The 17,222-nt window shown below is 64.4% G+C and carries 15 protein-coding genes and 1 pseudogene; 9 read left to right on the forward strand and 7 right to left on the reverse strand.

Annotated elements, in window-relative coordinates; translation table 11 throughout:
- Window positions 1–57 precede the first annotated feature (57 nt).
- Window positions 58–1,440 (forward strand): 3' terminal RNA ribose 2'-O-methyltransferase Hen1, encoded by a 1,383-nt coding sequence (locus AC07SZ_RS20085; RefSeq protein WP_172372519.1) that lies wholly within the window; start codon window positions 58–60, stop codon window positions 1,438–1,440.
- Window positions 1,437–4,016: a polynucleotide kinase-phosphatase gene (locus tag AC07SZ_RS20090; RefSeq protein WP_172372517.1), complete on the forward strand. Its 2,580-nt coding sequence runs from the start codon at window positions 1,437–1,439 to the stop codon at window positions 4,014–4,016. The genes AC07SZ_RS20085 and AC07SZ_RS20090 overlap by 4 nt, the downstream gene beginning before the upstream one ends.
- 1 nt (window position 4,017) lies before the next feature.
- Here the strand turns inward: AC07SZ_RS20090 and AC07SZ_RS20095 are convergent.
- The 4 genes and pseudogenes from AC07SZ_RS20095 to AC07SZ_RS20110 all read right to left on the reverse strand — a co-directional run.
- Window positions 4,018–4,114, reverse strand: a pseudogene (locus AC07SZ_RS20095) (HlyU family transcriptional regulator); the annotation flags it as partial.
- Between the two features lie 18 nt (window positions 4,115–4,132).
- Window positions 4,133–5,359, reverse strand: coding sequence for an ROK family transcriptional regulator (locus AC07SZ_RS20100; protein WP_494915572.1), 1,227 nt, complete (start codon window positions 5,357–5,359; stop codon window positions 4,133–4,135).
- A gap of 138 nt (window positions 5,360–5,497) precedes the next feature.
- Window positions 5,498–6,520, reverse strand: coding sequence for an SIS domain-containing protein (locus AC07SZ_RS20105; RefSeq protein WP_494915574.1), 1,023 nt, complete (start codon window positions 6,518–6,520; stop codon window positions 5,498–5,500).
- Complete coding sequence (locus AC07SZ_RS20110; RefSeq protein ID WP_494915576.1) at window positions 6,521–7,444, reverse strand: BadF/BadG/BcrA/BcrD ATPase family protein; 924 nt, start codon at window positions 7,442–7,444, stop codon at window positions 6,521–6,523.
- Between the two features lie 149 nt (window positions 7,445–7,593).
- On the opposite strand from AC07SZ_RS20110, the gene AC07SZ_RS20115 reads away from it, so the two are divergent.
- The 5 genes from AC07SZ_RS20115 to AC07SZ_RS20135 are packed head-to-tail and all read left to right on the forward strand — an operon-like array spanning window position 7,594 to window position 12,658.
- Window positions 7,594–8,844 (forward strand): sugar ABC transporter substrate-binding protein, encoded by a 1,251-nt coding sequence (locus tag AC07SZ_RS20115; RefSeq protein WP_494915578.1) that lies wholly within the window; start codon window positions 7,594–7,596, stop codon window positions 8,842–8,844.
- A 1-nt stretch (window position 8,845) separates the two neighbouring features.
- Entirely contained in the window at window positions 8,846–9,781 is a 936-nt protein-coding gene (locus AC07SZ_RS20120; RefSeq protein ID WP_056578502.1) for a carbohydrate ABC transporter permease, read from the forward strand.
- Window positions 9,778–10,626: a carbohydrate ABC transporter permease gene (locus AC07SZ_RS20125; protein ID WP_056578505.1), complete on the forward strand. Its 849-nt coding sequence runs from the start codon at window positions 9,778–9,780 to the stop codon at window positions 10,624–10,626. The genes AC07SZ_RS20120 and AC07SZ_RS20125 overlap by 4 nt, the downstream gene beginning before the upstream one ends.
- Window positions 10,627–10,656: 30 nt before the next feature.
- Window positions 10,657–11,589 carry a 3,5-dioxohexanoate:acetyl-CoA acetone transferase gene (kce, locus tag AC07SZ_RS20130; RefSeq protein WP_056578508.1) on the forward strand — a complete coding sequence of 311 codons (933 nt, stop codon included), beginning with the start codon at window positions 10,657–10,659 and terminating at the stop codon, window positions 11,587–11,589.
- A gap of 10 nt (window positions 11,590–11,599) precedes the next feature.
- Entirely contained in the window at window positions 11,600–12,658 is a 1,059-nt protein-coding gene (locus tag AC07SZ_RS20135; protein ID WP_494915580.1) for an ABC transporter ATP-binding protein, read from the forward strand.
- 30 nt (window positions 12,659–12,688) lie between these two features.
- On the opposite strand, the gene AC07SZ_RS20140 is transcribed toward AC07SZ_RS20135, so the two are convergent.
- Together AC07SZ_RS20140 and AC07SZ_RS20145 are read right to left on the reverse strand one after the other, a co-directional pair.
- Window positions 12,689–12,988 (reverse strand): AzlD family protein, encoded by a 300-nt coding sequence (locus AC07SZ_RS20140; RefSeq protein ID WP_172372507.1) that lies wholly within the window; start codon window positions 12,986–12,988, stop codon window positions 12,689–12,691.
- A complete protein-coding gene (locus tag AC07SZ_RS20145; RefSeq protein ID WP_172372505.1) occupies window positions 12,985–13,719 on the reverse strand; it encodes an AzlC family ABC transporter permease in 735 nt (244 codons plus the stop codon). The genes AC07SZ_RS20140 and AC07SZ_RS20145 overlap by 4 nt, the downstream gene beginning before the upstream one ends.
- A 170-nt stretch (window positions 13,720–13,889) precedes the next feature.
- Here AC07SZ_RS20145 and AC07SZ_RS20150 point away from each other — a divergent pair, with 170 nt between their 5' ends.
- Together AC07SZ_RS20150 and AC07SZ_RS20155 are read left to right on the forward strand one after the other, a co-directional pair.
- Window positions 13,890–14,348, forward strand: a complete 459-nt coding sequence (locus AC07SZ_RS20150; protein WP_056578518.1) for an Lrp/AsnC family transcriptional regulator — start codon at window positions 13,890–13,892, stop codon at window positions 14,346–14,348.
- Between the two features lie 148 nt (window positions 14,349–14,496).
- Entirely contained in the window at window positions 14,497–15,699 is a 1,203-nt protein-coding gene (locus AC07SZ_RS20155; protein WP_494915582.1) for an MFS transporter, read from the forward strand.
- 37 nt (window positions 15,700–15,736) lie between these two features.
- Here AC07SZ_RS20155 and mocR read toward each other — a convergent pair whose 3' ends face one another.
- Complete coding sequence (mocR, locus tag AC07SZ_RS20160; protein WP_494915584.1) at window positions 15,737–17,206, reverse strand: rhizopine catabolism transcriptional regulator MocR; 1,470 nt, start codon at window positions 17,204–17,206, stop codon at window positions 15,737–15,739.
- Between the last annotated feature and the right edge of the window lie 16 nt (window positions 17,207–17,222).

A 17,222-nucleotide genomic window follows, 5' to 3' on the forward strand; every position in this document is an offset into this window, starting at 1 on the left:
GTTGGATTGCCGCGCAACGCCATTGGTTATTCTGCTTGACTGCGTTATCGGTCTCAGATGTTCCTTTCCGTCGCCACAACACATCGTCCGGCCACAGATCTCGGCTTTTTGCTGCGCAAGCACCCCGATCGTCTGCACGAGACTGAGCTATCCTTCGGCAAGGCTTGGCTGTTCTATCCGGAAGCGACCGACGAGCGTTGCGAGGCTGTGCTTCTGCTAGACGTCGACCCGATAGGCCTCGTGCGGGGGAAGGGTCTGGCAGAAGGTTTGCTGGACCAGTATGTAAACGACCGCCCGTATGCGGCATCGTCCTTCCTGTCAGTGGCATTGAACAAAGCACTGCGGACCGCGATGACCGGCATATCAAAGGAGCGCCAGCAATTGGCCGACAGCGACCTGCCGCTCGAAGCCGTGGTAACCCCGCTGCCGATGCGCGGCGGCGAGGCTCTCGTGCGAGGTCTGTTCGAACCTCTGGGATGGACCGTCGACCTGACGCCGATCGAGACTATTGGATCTGGAGCAGGCGGCCCCCGATACGGTCGTCTGAGGCTGACTGGCACCGGCCGGCTGAGCAGCCTGCTCAACCACCTCTATGTCCTGATCCCGGTGATGGACGACGCCAAGCACTACTGGGTTGGCGAGGCCGAGATCGACAAGCTGCTGTCCAAAGGCGAGGGCTGGCTGGAAAACCATCCGGTCAAAGACCTGATCGTGCGCCGTTATCTGCGCAACCGGGGTGCGTTAGCCCGCACCGCCCTGGAGCGACTGGCCCCCGAGACGGCCGGCGAGGCCCTGCCTGCCGAAGCCCGGGTTGCGCCCGAGGAAGCGCTTGAGGCGCCCATCCGGCTGAATGACCTGCGCATGGACGCTGTTGTGAAGGCCATCCGTACGACCGGCGGGACCAGTGTTGCAGATCTGGGATGCGGCGAAGGCAAGCTGCTCTATCGGCTCGTGCGCGAGCGATGGGTTCACAAGCTGTTCGGGCTCGACCCCGCAGTTCGTGAACTGGAATGGGCTGCCAAGCGTCTCAAGCTGAACGAGTTCGGCGGACCGCCCGAGGGCCGGGTCACGCTGCTGCATGGATCGCTGACATATCGCGACAGCCGCTGGGCGGAAGCCGACGTTGCCGTGTTGGTCGAGGTCATCGAACATCTCGACGAGGACAGGCTGCCCTTGATCGAACGTGTTGTGTTCGGCGAGACGGCGCCCAAATTCGTCATCGTGACCACTCCGAACGCTGACTATAACGCCTTGTTCCCCAATCTGGCCCCCGGCGCTTTTCGCCATCCCGATCACCGTTTTGAATGGAGCCGGGATCGCTTTGAAGCCTGGGCGGCCAGGATTGGCGAGGCCTATGGCTATGGCGCGGTCTTCAGTGGCATCGGAGCCGAGGACTCCGCGCTGGGCGCGCCCACGCAAATGGCGGTTTTCACCCGATGAGAGAGCCCGACAAGACCGACCTCGCCATCCCTGACTTCGCCCTCGTCGTGCTGATCGGCTCGACCGGATCGGGCAAGTCGACCTTCGCCGGCAGGCATTTTCTGCCGACCGAAATCATCTCGTCGGATCAATGCCGCGCACTCGTCTGCGACAATGAGACTGATCAGGATGTCTCCGCCGACGCCTTCGAGCTCGTGCGCGAGATCGCCGGCAAGCGGCTCAAGCACCGCAAGCTAGCGGTCATCGACGCCACCAATGTGCGAGCAGCGGACCGCAAGGCCTGGATCGAACTGGCGCGCAAGTGGCACGCCTTGCCGGTCGCCGTAGTCATCGATCCAGGCGTCGATGTCTGCGTCGCTCGCAACGCGTTGCGACCCGACCGGCCATTCGGCGCCGGCGTGGTCCAGCGCATGACCACCGAAATTCGCAAGGGCCTCGGCGGCCTGCAACGCGAAGGTTTCCGCCAAGTCTGGAAGCTTGCCAGCGAGGCCAGTATCGACGCGGCCAAGGTCTCGCGCCAGCCCTTGTGGACCGACAAGCGCGACGACCATGGTCCGTTCGACATCATAGGCGACATCCACGGCTGCGCCGATGAACTTCAGGCCTTGCTCACTCAACTCGGTTACAGCGTCGCCTGGTCCGAGGATCAGGGCGAACGAGCCGTCACCGTGACGCCGCCGGAAGGCCGCAAGATCGTCTTTGTCGGCGACCTCGTCGATCGCGGTCCCAACGTGCCCGACGCCTTGCGCATCGCCATGAGCATGGTCGCGGCCGGCACAGCCTACTGTGTCCAGGGCAATCACGAACGCAAACTCGGCCGCTGGCTGGAAGGCCGCAAGGTGACGATCGCCCACGGCCTGCAGCAAACCATCGACCAGCTTGGCGTTCAGGATCGCGGCCTGCGAGAGGCGTTGCCGGCCTTCCTCGACAGCCTGCGCAGCCATGTCTGGCTGGACGGCGGCAGCCTCGCCGTCGCCCATGCCGGCCTCAAGGAAGAGATGATCGGACGCGGCTCCGGCGCCGTGCGCGAGTTCGCCCTCTATGGCGAAACCACGGGCGAAATCGACGAATTCGGCCTGCCCGTCCGCGCCGACTGGGCCGCCGCCTATCGCGGCAAGACCGCCGTGGTCTATGGGCACACGCCGGTTCTGTCGGCCGAGTGGGTCAACAACACCCTTTGCATCGACACCGGCTGCGTATTCGGCGGCAAGCTGACGGCCTTTCGCTGGCCGGAACGCGAACTGGTCGAGGTGCCGGCAATCCAGACCTGGTCCGAACCGGTGCGCCCGCTCGGTGGGTCCTCCGGTCTGGGCAAATCGGCACAGGCCGATGCCGACGGGGTGCTCGACTATCAGGATGTCTCGGGGCGCCGCTGGATCGAGACCGAACTGAGGGGCCGGGTCGTTGTGGCCGAGGAGAACGCGTCGGCGGCACTTGAGGTGATGAGCCGCTTCGCGCTGTCGCCACAGTGGCTGATGTATCTGCCGCCGACGATGTCGCCATCCGAGACCAGCAGCCAAAGCGGCTGGCTGGAGCGCCCCGAGGAAGCCTTCGCCCATTTCCGAGAGCGTGGCGTCACCCAAATCGTATGCGAGGAGAAGCACATGGGTTCGCGGGCAGTCATCGCGCTGTGCCGAAACGCTCAGACGGCGCGCGACCGGTTCGGAGTCCCGGGCGACGAGACCGGCGCGATCTGGACCCGGACCGGACGCTCTTTTTTCAACGATCCCGGCATGACGGAGGGCCTGCTCGCCCGCCTCCGCGCCAGGGTCGAGGCTGAGGATATATGGAGGGAATTGGACAGCGATTGGCTGCTGCTGGATGCTGAGATCATGCCCTGGTCGGCCAAGGCCGGCAGCCTGATTGAAAGCCAGTATGCCCCGGTGGCGACGTCTGCGGCCGCAGGCCTCCAAGCCAGTCGTGAAGCGCTGGCCCGTGCGATGGCGCGTGGCGTCGATGCGGCCGCGCTCGACGCGCGCCTTGAGGACAGGGCTGCGCGCGCGGCCAGATACGCCACCGCCTGGGCGCCTTACATGTGGCCGGTCTCGGGCATCGAGGACCTGAAGGTAGCGCCGTTTCACCTGCTCGCCAGTGAAGGGCGTGTCTGGTTCGACCAGGACCACGTCTGGCACATGACGCTTGCAGACCGTCTGGCTGCCGGCGATGGCGTGGTAACGCGAACACAATGGCGGGTGGTCGATCTGGCCGACGCCAGTGCTTGTGCGGAGGCTGTCGCCTGGTGGGACACGCTGACCGGCTCGGGCGGCGAAGGCATGGTGGTGAAGCCGCGCGACTTCGTCAGCCGGAACAAGAAGGGGATCATCCAGCCGGCGCTGAAGGTGCGCGGCCACGAGTACCTGCGCATCATCTATGGTCCGGAATATGATGCACCCGACAATCTGGTGCGCCTGCGGGAACGAGGCTTGAGCGGCAAGCGCAATCTGGCACTCAGGGAGTTCGCGCTCGGTCACGAGGCGCTGAAGCGGTTTGTCGCCAGGCAGCCGCTAAGACGTGTCCACGAGTGTGTTTTCGGTGTCCTGGCGCTGGAGAGCGAGCCAATCGATCCCAGGCTGTAATCTATCCGAAGATTTTGTCACCCTGCTCGTCGCCTGAATGCCGCCTTGATTGAGATGTCAACGGCATCGTCGAGCCCGGCGAAACGGTCGGCGCGCACGCCTACCCTTCTCTGTTATCAGACGTCCTTTGCCTGGCCGGTCGTGTCCGTCGCATCTTGCGTCATTTCCGACAGCGGCGGCAGCACGACAGCTGGATGGCGGCCTTCGCGCAGCATCAGCCCAAGACTGTAGTCGACGGCGAGCTTCATCGCACCAAGCGCCGTGCCGCCGTCTTCCAGCGAACTGACGGCGATCCTTGTCGGCCAGGCAAGCTCCGCCGCGACATCCGCGACCTTTTCCGTCATCAGCGGGTTTCTGCCGACGCCACCGCCAAGCACGATGAGGCCGGGATCGAGCATGCCGATGCAGCCGGCCGCCAGCCTGCCGATATCGGCGGCATGGCGCGCGACGGCCGCCACCGCGGGGGCCGAGCCCTCCAGCGCGCGTGCGAACAGATCCTTGGCCGAATCGGGCGGCGCACCCTCCCCCGCCGGCCAGTCGACACGGCAGCGCTCGATCAGCGCCCGTGAGCCGAGATAGTGTTCCAACCCCTCACGATAGGGCGTCTCGCTGGTCGACCACGGAAACGGCATGCGGCCGATTTCGCCGGCGGCACCGCCGGCGCCGCGAAACAGGCGCCCCTCGGTGATGAAGCCGAGGCCGACCCGCACGCCGACCTGCAGGAAAGCGAAGGTCTGGTGGCCTTGCGCGGCGCCAAAATGCATTTCGCCGATGGCCGCGCAGTTGACGTTGTTTTCCAGGATGATCGGCACCTCGATGCCGCGGCGCAGCAGGCCAAGCACGGCGGACGGCCCACCAGGGCGGTCAAAACGATCGTTGGACACGATGCGCGGCACGGCCACCGCAATGGCGCGCAGCGCGCGGAAGCTTTTGCCGACCTTGGCCATGGTGGCGCGCGCCACCGACAGCACGACGGCGCCGATCTCGTCGGCATCGCCGGCTATCGTTTCCGGGATGGGCTCTTCCGCCGACGCCAGCTTCTGCGCGTCCATCGAATAGGCCACAGCGCGCACTTGGGCGGCGCCGACATCGATGCCGATCGCATAACCCGCACCCGGGCCGATGCCGTAGATCGTCGCCGTGCGGCCGATGGCGCCGCGCTCCAGCCCGCGCGAGGCGACGAGGCCGAGCGCGCTCAGTTCCGAGACAGCCGCCGACATGGTCGGCTTCGACAGGTCGAGCATGGCGCCGAGCTTCGGCCGCGTCACCGGCCCCTGCGCGGCAAGTACGCGCAGCACGGCGCGGGCGCTGTCGGTCAGATTGGGGATTTCCGCAGCCGCCATCTCAGCCGTTCGACCTCTGCCTGAAATCCTGGCCCCAGCCGGAAAGCCCAATCGCCACCCGACTCGAAAGCCGCATCCTGTCCTCAATGCCTCATGGACAGGCGGTTTGGCAATTTCCGCGATATCCGGGCAAACACGTCAGACTTCCGTCGGCGACCACGGCTTCAGCTTGGTATCCGTCTGCCGGTAACGGAAAACGATGTCGGTGAGCCCGGCCGCGTCCTGCATGTCGCCGACCACAAGCTGAATGGCGATGATCTCCAGAATGGCATCGGCCATGGCGTTGCCGAGCGCCGGAATGGAGATCACCACCAGCCTGTCCGCGGAAGTCACATCCGAGCGCCGCGTCACCAGCACCGAGGGGCAGCCGAAGCCGGCGACATCCCTGGCGATCTTCACCTCGCGTCCGTCACCTACGGAAATGAGTCCGGTGGCCGCATCCTGAGATTCCATCGGCCCATGCAGGTAGTTCAGCGTATCCCATCCCGAGGCCGGCACCCGAACGGCTTCGCGGATCAGCATCGCGGCCTCGCCGGCATTGGCGAAGCCGACACCGGCGCCGACAATGTCGATTGACGTCCTGCCTTGCAGCAGCCGCGCCGCTTGCCCGGCCGCCTGTTGTGCGCCGGACAGGACGTTGGCGACAGCACCGGGCAAACGCGTCCAGTCGAAACCGTTGCCGGCAAACCTGTCGATCAGCATGCCGAGCGCCAGCAAGGTCCCTGTGTAGCCCGTCGAACTCGCACCATTGTCGGCGCCCGAATCCGTGGCCAGCACCGCGCCGGTCAGATCAGCCAGCGGATTGTCGCTGCCCCGGCAAACCGCCAGGCGTGGCGACGCTGATGCCTCGCGCATGACATCGCAGATTTCGCGGCTCTGCCCCGAGGCAGAGAGCGCGATGAAGGCATCGGCGGCTTCATCCGTGCGGCCATAGAGATCGGTCGGCGTGTAGGCGAAAGCCCTGATGCCGGAAGCGCGCAGGTACAGCGCGCCGGCCAGCGCCGCCTGATAGCTGGCGCCGATGCCTGCAAGCCCGATCGTCTTGCCGGCAAAAGCGCTGAGATCGAGACCCTCGAGCGCCGCGGCCACCGACGCCCGGCCGATCTCGAGACTTTCCGTCTGGCGCGCCACCGCCTGGCGATAACCGATACGCTGCTGCATTCAAACGGCTCCAATTTGTGAGGACAACCCTTGGCCGACGAGCAGTCGCCTGGCCAAGGCGACCGCGCCAAGCACCGGTGGCTCGCGCAGCAGCAGCACCTGGCTCGACGGCGACACTTTTGCCATGGCCTCGACGAATGCCGTCATCAGCATCGGCTGCTCCGAAATGACACCGCCACCGGCCACCACAAGGGCGGGATTGGCGCCGCGTTCGATCAACAGTTCGACCAGCGCGGCAAGCCCAGCCCCGCCTTCCCGAATGACGCGGTTTGCCAGCACCGAGCCGGCGATCGCCGCATCGAACACGGCGTTGGCATATCGGCCCCAGACCGCGGCACCGCGCGTTTCGTTGAGCAGGATGCCGAGCTTGGTCTGGTCGTCGGTGTTGAGTTCGCGCATCAGCGCTGCAATCAGCGGGTCACCCTCTTGGCCCCGGTCGAGGCTGTGGCGGATTGCCTTCGCGGCCTCGCGCACCAGGGCCGGCGCGCTGCCCTCGTCGCCGAGGATCCAGCCCCAGCCGCCGGCCGCCAGCATCTTGCCGTCAGCCGTGCGCGCCACCGCGATGGAGCCGGTGCCGGAGACGACACCGATGCCATCGACATGGCCGGCGGCCGGCACCATGAGCTCGGCGTCGTTGACCACCTGCACCGCGCCGCCGGTCCTGGCTGCCAGCAGCGCCTGGAAGTGCAGGCATTGTTCACCCGTGTCGCAGCCATGGGCGCCGACCGCCAACGCGGCGGGCGCGACGCCGCCGCACAGATTGGTGACGATGCCGGCCAATGTCGTCGCATCGGTCTCCATCTGGCGAATGCGCCAGCTCTCCGTCACCAGCACCTCGTCGGCGATCATGCGCTCGCCCAGATACGCCATGATGCGCGTCTTGGTGCCGCCGATATCCACGCCTGCAATGATTTTCTGGGTCACCGATATCCACCGCGCATGCCGGACGGAGCGGGTTGCCGCGTCCAATTCACATTAGTTAGGAAACTTTACAAACTATCTTTCCAGACGGCAAGAACTATGATTTGATAATCGTCGTAAAAAGCGCATCAAGCGCATTGGGAGATTGCAACATGAGCAGGAGAAGGATGGGTCTGGCCCTCGCGGCCGCGTCTTTCGCATGGGGATTGGCAGCCGGCGTGGCGCATGCAACCGACATCTCGTTCTGGACCTGGCGCCAGGAAGACAAGGCCGCCTACAACGAACTTTTCGCCGATTTCACCAAGGAGAACCCGGACATCCATGTGAAGTTCGAGTCGTTCCCGGATGAGAACTACCCGACCATCGTCTCGACGGCGCTGGCCGCCGGCAAGGGCGGCGACGTCATCCACACCCATGCTTACGGCTGGCTGGAGCAGTTCGTTAAATCAGGCTATTTCGAGCCGCAGGATCTCACCACCGTCCCCTCGCTCGCCAACCAGCCCGCCGATGCGCTGGTGGCCGGCACCTACCGCGCCGACAAGAAGGTCTATTCCCTGCCCTTCGCTTCGCAGACGCTCGGCCTGTTCATCAACAAGGACGTCTTTGCCAAGGCCGGGTTGACGCCGCCGACCACATGGGACGAGTTCATCACCGTCAGCAAGGCGCTGAAGGACAAGGGTATTTATCCCCTCGCCAACGGCATGGGCACCAGCTGGTTCAACGAGATGTTCGTGGCCATCTTCACCAACCCGTTCCTCGGCCAGGATTTCGTCAGCGACCTGACGTCGGGCAAGACCACCTTCAAGGACCCGCGCTATGTCGCGGCGCTCGGCAAGCTGCTCGAACTGCGCGACTACATGCCTCCCGGTTTCGAAGGCATCGACTACGACACCGCGGGCCAGCTGTTCATCAGCGGCAAGGCGGCGATGCTGGCCGGCGGCAGCTTCGACATCGCCACCTACAGGAGCCAGAACCCGGCCATCAACATGGACTTCGTCGCCCCGCCCATGGCCAAGGCCGGCGATACACCGCAGGTGACCAAGTTCTTCGACGGCGGCTATGCGGTCAACGCCAAGTCAGCCAACAAGGGGGCGGCGCTCAAGCTGGTCAACTGGATGGGCACCAAGGAGTTCGGCGACAAGTTCTCCGCCCTTCTCGGCAACATCTCGCCCATCAAGGGCGTCGTCATCAAGGACGAGCTGCTCGCCCACGTCGCCAAGTTGAACGAAACCGCCATGCCGCATATCAATGTCGTCTACTTCCGTTTCGAGAAGCCGACGGGATCGGAACTGCTGCAGGGCGACATCACCAAGATGATGTCGGGTTCGATCACCCCTGACCAGTTGGCCGCCGACCTGACCGACGGCCTCGCCAAATGGTACAAGCCTTTCCAGGGCAAGTGACATGAACATCGGCCGGCGCCACACCACAAAAGCCTTTCCGTGGCGCCGGTCACTCTGGATCGCGTCCCTGCTGACACCGGCCCTGGTGGTCATGGTGCTGTTCGTGCTGTGGCCGCTGCTCTCGGCCTTCCGCCTTGCCTTCTACGAGTTCAACGGCTTGCAACCGACCGGATTCATCGGCTTTGAAAACTTCCGCAAGGTGCTGTTTGAACAGCCTTATAGCGGCTGGACCTACAATGCGCTGAAGCACAACATCATCGCTTTCGTGGCGCTGATGGTGTTCGAGAACGGCACCGCCTTCCTGCTCGCCTATTCGCTGTTGAAAGCCCTGCCCGGTCACCGCATCCACCAGGTCATCGTCTTTCTTCCGGTCGTGCTTTCGGCGGTCATCGTCGGCTTCCTGTGGAAGCTGTTCCTGCATCCGCTGTTCGGCCTGGTGAACCAGACGCTGGCGCTTGTCGGCATCGGCGCCGTCCCCTGGCTTGGCAATGAATCGACGGCGCTGGGCAGCGTCCTGTTCGCCAACATCTGGCACTGGCTCGGCTTCCCGACACTGGTGCTGCTCGCCGGCATGCAGCGCATCAGCAAGGAAGTGATCGAGGCCGCCCGCCTCGACGGCGCCGGCGACTATGTGCTGATGACCCGCATCATCTGGCCGCTGATCGCGCCCAGCGTCACCATCGTCACCATCCTGACCTTCATCGGCAGCTTCAACTGGTTCGAGATCCCCTATGTCATGGCCGGCCTCACCGGTTCGCCCGGCGGCGCGACGGACGTGCTCGGCCTCTATTTCTACCGCACCGCCTTCGGCTCGACGACGACAGGCATCCAGGATTTCGGCCAGGGCAGCGCGCTGGCCGTGATGATGTTCATTATCGTTGCCGGCGTCACCGCAATCGCGCTTCGCTACCTGCGCCGTCGTGAGATCGAACTGTGAGCACAGCGGTCGGCACCAGGGAAACAGGCGAGCTGTTGAAGAACGGCGCCATCCAGCTGATGCTGGCGATCAACGCCGTCATCATGATCTATCCGCTGTTCGTCATGGTGATGTCGTCCTTCAAGACCAATGCCGAGATCTTCAGCTCCCCCTTCGCCCTGCCGGCGCATTTTTCGCTGGCCAATGCCGAACGTGTGTGGAGCGAAACCAATTTCGTGCGCTACCTCGCCAATTCGGTGGGCATCACCGCGGCCGCGGTGGTGCTGATCCTTCTGTTCAGCACGATGGCGGCTTACGCGATCGCCCGCTACCAGTTCCGGCTGAGCGCGCTGGTGCTGATGTTTTTCCTGAGCGGCATGACCGTGCCGCTGAAGCTGGCGATCATTCCACTGTTCATCCAGCTGGATTCGCTTGGCCTGGTCGACAGCTATGCCGGCCTGGTGCTGGTCTATGTCGCCATGGGCATTCCCTCGGCGGTGTTCATCATGACCGGCTTCCTCAGGACCTTGCCGCGCGAGCTGGAGGAGTCCGCTCGCATGGACGGCGCCAGCGAATTCCGCATCATGCGCTCCATCATGCTGCCGCTGGCGCGCCCGGCACTGGTCATCGTCGCGATCCAGAACGCGGTTCCGATCTGGAACGACTTCTTCTTCCCGCTGGTGCTGATCACCTCCGACAATCTCAAGACGCTACCACAGGGCCTCACCGTCTTCGTCGGCGAGTTCACCACCGACTGGGGCGTGCTGTTCACCGGGCTGACACTGGCGGCGCTGCCGATCACACTGCTCTATATCGTGCTGTCGAAGCAGTTCATTTCCGGCATCACCCAGGGCGCGGTGAAATAGGCGCGGGCAAACAAGCGAGGATCCTTTCAAGTGGCGAACCAGAACAAGATCATCATCACCTGCGCGGTCACCGGGTCGATCCACACGCCGTCCATGTCGCCGCATCTGCCGGTCAGCGCACAGGAGATCGCCGACGCCGCGATCGGCGCGGCCGAGGCCGGTGCGGCCATCGTTCATCTGCATGCGCGCAATCCCGCCGATGGCCGGCCCGACCAGTCGACCGAGGCCTTCGCGCCCTTCCTGAAAGTGATCAAGCAGCGCTCCGACTGCGTGGTCAACATCACCACCGGCGGCGCGGCGACGATGAGCGTCGAGGAGCGGGTCAAGCCGGCGGCGACCTTCGCGCCGGAGGTTGCCTCGCTCAACATGGGCTCGATGAATTTCGGCCTCTATCCCATGCTCGAACGCTTCAAGACCTTCGAGCACGACTGGGAACGGCCCTATCTCGAAGGCTCGCGCGACCGCATCTTCCGCAACACCTTTGGCGACATCGAACACATCCTGCGCACCTGCGCGGAAAACGGCACGCGTTTCGAGATCGAATGTTATGACATCGGCCATCTCTACACGCTGGCCCATTTCGTCGAGCGCGGCCTGGTCAAGGCGCCGTTCTTCGTCCAGAGCGTGTTCGGCATATTGGGCGGCATCGGCACGCATCCGGAGGATGTCGCGCATATGAAGCGCACCGCCGACCGCCTGTTCGGACAGGACTACCGATGGTCGGTGCTGGGCGCTGGCCGCAGTCAGTTGCCGATCGCCACCCAGGCGATTGCGCTCGGCGGCAATGTGCGTGTCGGGCTGGAGGACTCGCTGTGGATCGGCAAGGGCCAACTGGCGAAATCCAACGCCGAGCAGGTGATGAAGGTGCGCCAGATCATCGAGGGTCTCGGCGCCTCGGTCGCCACCCCCGACGAGGCGCGGCAGATCTTGCAGCTCAAGGGCGGCGACAAGGTCTCTTTCTGAGGAACGACAAATGAGTGCGGTCACCATATCCGATGTCGAGAAGGCCTATGGCAAGGCGCGGGTCATCCACGGCGTGTCGGTTGATATCGCGTCGGGCGAATTCGTCATCCTGGTCGGCCCGTCCGGCTGCGGCAAGTCGACCTTGCTCAGGATGATCGCCGGGCTGGAGGACATCAGCGCCGGCGAAATCGCGCTCGACGGCAAAATCATCAACGACGTCGCGCCGAAATCGCGCGACATCGCCATGGTGTTCCAGAACTACGCGCTCTATCCACATATGACGGTGCGCGAGAACATGGCTTTCGCGCTGACCCTGAAGAAGACCGACAAGAGCGAGACCGACGCCAAGATCGCGCGCGCCGCGACGATCCTCGGGCTGCAGGATCTGCTGGACCGCTACCCGCGCCAGCTCTCCGGCGGCCAGCGCCAGCGTGTCGCCATGGGCCGCGCCATCGTGCGCGATCCCAAGGTCTTCCTGTTCGACGAGCCGCTCTCCAACCTCGACGCCAAGCTGCGTGTGCAGATGCGCAGCGAGATCAAGGCGCTGCACCAGCGCCTGGGAACCACCATCGTCTATGTCACCCACGACCAGGTCGAAGCCATGACCATGGCCGACAAGATCGTCGTCATGAATGGCGGCATCGTCGAACAGGTCGGCGCCCCGCTCGATCTCTATGACCGGCCAGCCAATCTGTTCGTTGCCCAGTTCATCGGCTCGCCGTCGATGAACATCCTGCAGGGCCGCACGACGGCGGACGGCTTCACGGCCGGCGACGGCACCGTGTTTCCCTTGCCGGCGCTGGAACAGGGCGAAAGCGCTTCAGCCTGGGGCATCCGCCCTGAACATCTCAGGCTCGCCGACAGCGGCGTGCCGGCCGTGGTCGAAGTGGTCGAGCCGACCGGCTCTGAAACGCTGGTCATGGCCAGGGCCGGCAACAACACGCTGAGCGCGCTGTTGCGCGAGCGGATTCCCGTGATGCCTGGGCAGCAGGTTTTCCTGGCGCCGGACCTGACCCAATTGCATCTGTTCGACACCAAGGGTCGGCGCATCACGTCCACGGTCCAGTAGACGCAGGCACCATGCCGGAGTTTGCCGGGGCTAGCCTATCAAATGCCTGAGCAGACCCGCCGAAGCGACCCCGATCAACACGGTCGGCAGCATGGACAACCGCGTCGCGGCGACGAAGGTGATCGCCAGCGCCAGAAGGTCGGCTAGGTTCCGCGACACGAAGGCCGGCGCGATGACCGAGATCAGCACGCAGCCCGGTGCGGCTTCCATCACCACCGTGGCGCGCGCGCTGAGCACGCGGTTGCGCAGCACGACATAGCCGCCGATCCGCGTGAGATAGGTGACGCCGGCCATCAGCACGATGGTGAGCAGGGTTGCCATGCCGATCATGCGTCACCTGCCATCAACCAGGCAGCAAGCAGCCCCGACACCGCGCCCGCCGCGACATACCAGGCGCCGGGAACGAGGAGATAGGCAAGGGCTGCGACGACGAGGCTGACCAGCCAGGGCCGCGCCGCCGCCACGTTTTTCCACATGCCGCGCATCAGCACCAGGAAGACGGCCGGAAACGCCATGTCGAAACCATAGGTCTCGACATGGCCGAGCATCGGGCCGAGCAAGGCGCCCAGCGTGGTGAAGGCCACCCAGGTCAGATACATCGCCAGGGCCGCGCCCATGTAGTAGCGGGGGCTGAAGGCCGGAGTGATGCCCGCCGCGGCACGCCGTTTGGCGTCGGCCAGGCCCAGCGCCCAGCTTTCGTCGCACAGGAAGAACAGCGCCGGAAACACCTTGCCCCGCGGCAGGTCGCGCAGGAACGGCGCGAGCGCCGCCCCCATCAGCAGATGCCGGCTGTTGACCAGGAAGGTGATGGCGACGATGAGAAGGATATGCGGCGGTGACGTCCACAACTGGATCGCCGCGAATTCCGAGCCGCCGGCGAAATTCAGCCCGGTCATCATGGACAATTCGACCGGGCTCAGTCCTTTCTGGGTCGCCTGGGCGCCAAGCACCAGCGCATAGGGAATGGTACCGAACAGCACCGGCGCGCAGGATGCCACGCCGCGGCGGAACTCTGACCCCGAACCATCGCCCGCCGCTTCGACTGCCTGTGAAATGCTCATGGCTTGCCATCGGCCGGCCTCGCGGCCGCCGCTTCCCTGGGTTTGAACTCTCGTGATACCGGCGGCAAATGTACCCACACTTCTCCGCAATTTGGTTGCGAAGATTGTTGTATATCGTTCAATTTTGGCATCTGATGTCACGCATGGCCAATAAAATGGAATTGTAAGCCATGAAGCTGGATGACATCGACAAACGCATCCTGCGCGCGCTGCAGCGCGACGGCCGCATGGCCAACAACGATCTGGCCAACGAGGTCGGCCTGTCGCCCTCGCCTTGCCTGAGGCGCGTCAAGCTGCTGGAGGAAGCCGGCGTCATCGACCGCTATGTCGCCGTGCTCAACCCGGCCAGCATCGGCAAGGGCCTCACCTTCTTCACCCGCATCTGGCTGAAGGCACAGGACGAGGACACGATCGAGCATTTCGCCACCGAAGTGGCCAAGCTGCCCCAGGTCATGGAATGCTACCTGATGCTGGGTGACTGCGACGCCATGGTGCGCATCGTGGCGGCTAGCATCGACGACTACCGCCGCTTCCAGTCGGAGCATCTGAGCCGCATCAAGGGCGTCCAGAACGTCAAGACCGACGTCCCCAGCCAGACGATCAAATACACGCTGGAACTGCCGATCTGACAGCGCCCGCAAGGCGCGGGGGCAGCTGGAAAACAGCGCCATTCCAAACTGGATAAAAAATGCAACCAGATTGTAGGATCGGCCTCGACGGAAGCGTCCTTCGGACGCAAGCAGCGCTCGGCGCTGCGCTCTGGCATGGGAGATTTGCATGAACCTTTCCTATCGTTGGGTCATCGTCGCGGCAGGCGCGCTGATGTCCTGTGTCGCCATCGGCACGATGTTTTCGCTGGCGATCTTTCTTGAGCCGATGGCGCTCGACACGCAGTGGTCGCGCGCCGGCATATCAAGCGCCATGACGCTCAACTTCCTGGTGATGGGCCTTGGCGGCTTCGCCTGGGGTGCCCTTTCGGACCGCTTCGGCGCCCGTCTCGTCGTGTCGATCGGTGCCGTGCTGCTCGGGCTGGCGCTGGTACTGGCCAGCCGCGCCGGCTCGCTCCTGACCTTCCAGATCACCTATGGCGTCCTCGTCGGACTTGCCGCCAGCGCTTTCTTCGCGCCGATGATCGCGCTGACCACGGGCTGGTTCGACACCCACCGCGGCCTCGCGGTTTCGCTGGTCTCCGCCGGCATGGGCGTCGCCCCGATGACGATCTCGCCCTTCGCCCGCTGGCTCATCTCGGCCTATGAGTGGCGCGCCGCCATGTTCGATATCGGCATCATGGCCTGGGTGCTGTTGCTGCCGGCGGTGCTGTTGGTGCGCCAGCCGCCCAAGCCCGCTATTGCCGACGCGGCTTCCGCGCCGGTCGCCGAGGGTGCGGGCATGAGCGTCGGCCAGGCGCTGCGCTCGCCGCAGTTCATCGTGCTCGGGCTGACCTTTTTCGCCTGCTGCGCGGCCCATTCCGGCCCGATCTTCCATATGGTGAGCTATGCCATGCTGTGCGGCGTCGCGCCCATGGCGGCGGTCACGATCTACAGTGTCGAGGGTCTCGCCGGCCTGGGCGGCAGGCTTCTCTACGGCGTGCTGGCCGACCGGATGGGCGTCAAGCCGGTGCTGGTCGCCGGCCTCGCGATCCAGGCGATCGTCATCGCCGCCTATCTCTCGATCAGCCAGCTCGACCAGTTCTATATGCTGGCCGTCATCTTCGGCGCCACCTATGGCGGCGTCATGCCGCTCTATGCCGTGCTGGCGCGCGAATATTTCGGCCAGCGTATCCTCGGCACCGTGTTCGGCGCCGCCACCATGCTGTCCAGCCTCGGCATGGCCTTGGGACCGCTCGCCGGCGGAATGATATTCGACGCCTACGCCAGCTATCACTGGCTTTTCATCGGCTCGGCCCTGATCGGACTCGGAGCGGCGGGCATAGCGATAGCCTTTCCGCCGCTGCCGCGACGGGAATTGCAGGCGGCGTAGGAGCCGCTGTCTTCGAAACAACGAACGATCCCGGTTTTCAGCCGAGATCGTTCATTCGCGAAAAATGGCTTTGCAGCACGGTGCGAAACTTCTGCATCGTCTTTTCGGTCGTCTGCGCATCGGCCGCCGCGAAGCCCATGACAAGACCGTTCTGCTCCGTGCCATGGCGGTACTGGATCGACAACGCCGAGACGTTGATGCCTTGCTGGAGGGCCGCCTCGGCAACGGCCCTGTCGCTGCATCTGCCGCGGAAAATCCCGACGACCTGGATGCCGGATTCGGTCGTGTGGAAATCCAGCCATTCCCCGAGATGCCTTTGCGCGCTTTCCAGGAAGAACTGCCGCCTCTCCGCGTAGAGACGCCGCATGCGCCTGAGATGGCGGGTGAAATGCCCCTCATTCATGAAATCCGCGAGCGCGGCCTGGGTCAGCAACGGGGCGAACTGGCCGCTGACGCTCAGCGCCGAGACGATCGTGTGATCGATCGCCTTGGGCGCCACCATGAAGCCGAGGCGCATGGCCGGGAAAAGGATCTTGGCGAAGGTCCCGACATACACCACCCGGTTTGACGCGCCGATGCCTTGCAGGGCCGGGATAGGTTGTCCCTGAAACCGGTACTCGCCGTCATAGTCGTCCTCGATGATCCACGAGCGCCAGGTCTCGGCCATGTGCAACAGATTGAGCCGCTGTTCCATCGGCATGGTTATGCCGAGCGGGTGATGGCAGGAGGGTGTCACGAAAATCATGCGCGGAATGACAGGCGGCGGATCGAGGTTCCAGCCTGCATTGCTGACGCGCAGCGGCGCCAGTTTCGCCCCGGCCGAAACAAAGGCTGAACCGGCGCCATAATAGCCCGGCTCCTCCATCCACACCGTGTCGCCCTCATCGATCAGCAACCGGGCCAGCAGATCGAAGGCCGACTGGGCGCCATTGGTCACCACGATCTGCTCGGCGGTGCACTTCACCCCGCGCGAGGCGGTGAGGTAGCGTGCTATCGCCTCGCAAAGCGGCGGATAGCCTTTGACGTGATAGGTGCCGAAAAGATCGATATGCGCGAATTTGGCGCGGCGGCTGAGCAGTTTGGACCAGGTGTTGAACGGGAAATTGTCCGGATCCGGCATGCCGGGATGAAAGGCGAGCATGCCCGGCCGGCCATGATGATAGGGTTGGGCGAGCATCGTCTGCCCGCGCAGCGATAACGGATTGGCGTCCTCGACAGACACATGTTCCGCTGCCACTGAACGGGTCGGCAGGTCCATGACCACCGAAGGCCTGCGTGGCCGTATGGCCAGGTAGCCCTCCAGCGCGAGCTGGTCGCAAGCGGCAATCACCGTGTTGCGCCCCACATTCAGATCCCGTGCCATGACCCGTGTCGAGGGCAGCGCATGGCCGCTCGGCAGCACGCGCCGTTCGATCAGGCCGCGCAACTGGACATAGAGCTGCCGGTGCAGATTGACGGGACCGTCGCGATCCAGGGCGATGCCGTCGATGGGAAAACTGGTCTTCATCTGGTTCCCGAAAATC

The organism is Mesorhizobium sp. GW821-FHT07A06 (assembly GCF_059419085.1).

Excerpts from the sequence above, each read along its gene's own strand:
- AC07SZ_RS20140 (WP_172372507.1), bottom strand. The coding sequence starts at position 12,988 with ATGATCGGCATGGCAACCCTGCTCACCATCGTGCTGATGGCCGGCGTC.
- AC07SZ_RS20155 (WP_494915582.1), top strand. The coding sequence starts at position 14,497 with ATGAACCTTTCCTATCGTTGGGTCATCGTCGCGGCAGGCGCGCTGATG.
- AC07SZ_RS20105 (WP_494915574.1), bottom strand. The coding sequence starts at position 6,520 with ATGCAGCAGCGTATCGGTTATCGCCAGGCGGTGGCGCGCCAGACGGAA.
- AC07SZ_RS20145 (WP_172372505.1), bottom strand. The coding sequence starts at position 13,719 with ATGAGCATTTCACAGGCAGTCGAAGCGGCGGGCGATGGTTCGGGGTCA.
- AC07SZ_RS20085 (WP_172372519.1), top strand. The coding sequence starts at position 58 with ATGTTCCTTTCCGTCGCCACAACACATCGTCCGGCCACAGATCTCGGC.
- AC07SZ_RS20115 (WP_494915578.1), top strand. The coding sequence starts at position 7,594 with ATGAGCAGGAGAAGGATGGGTCTGGCCCTCGCGGCCGCGTCTTTCGCA.
- AC07SZ_RS20090 (WP_172372517.1), top strand. The coding sequence starts at position 1,437 with ATGAGAGAGCCCGACAAGACCGACCTCGCCATCCCTGACTTCGCCCTC.
- AC07SZ_RS20120 (WP_056578502.1), top strand. The coding sequence starts at position 8,846 with ATGAACATCGGCCGGCGCCACACCACAAAAGCCTTTCCGTGGCGCCGG.
- AC07SZ_RS20150 (WP_056578518.1), top strand. The coding sequence starts at position 13,890 with ATGAAGCTGGATGACATCGACAAACGCATCCTGCGCGCGCTGCAGCGC.
- AC07SZ_RS20135 (WP_494915580.1), top strand. The coding sequence starts at position 11,600 with ATGAGTGCGGTCACCATATCCGATGTCGAGAAGGCCTATGGCAAGGCG.
- AC07SZ_RS20100 (WP_494915572.1), bottom strand. The coding sequence starts at position 5,359 with ATGGCGGCTGCGGAAATCCCCAATCTGACCGACAGCGCCCGCGCCGTG.
- mocR (WP_494915584.1), bottom strand. The coding sequence starts at position 17,206 with ATGAAGACCAGTTTTCCCATCGACGGCATCGCCCTGGATCGCGACGGT.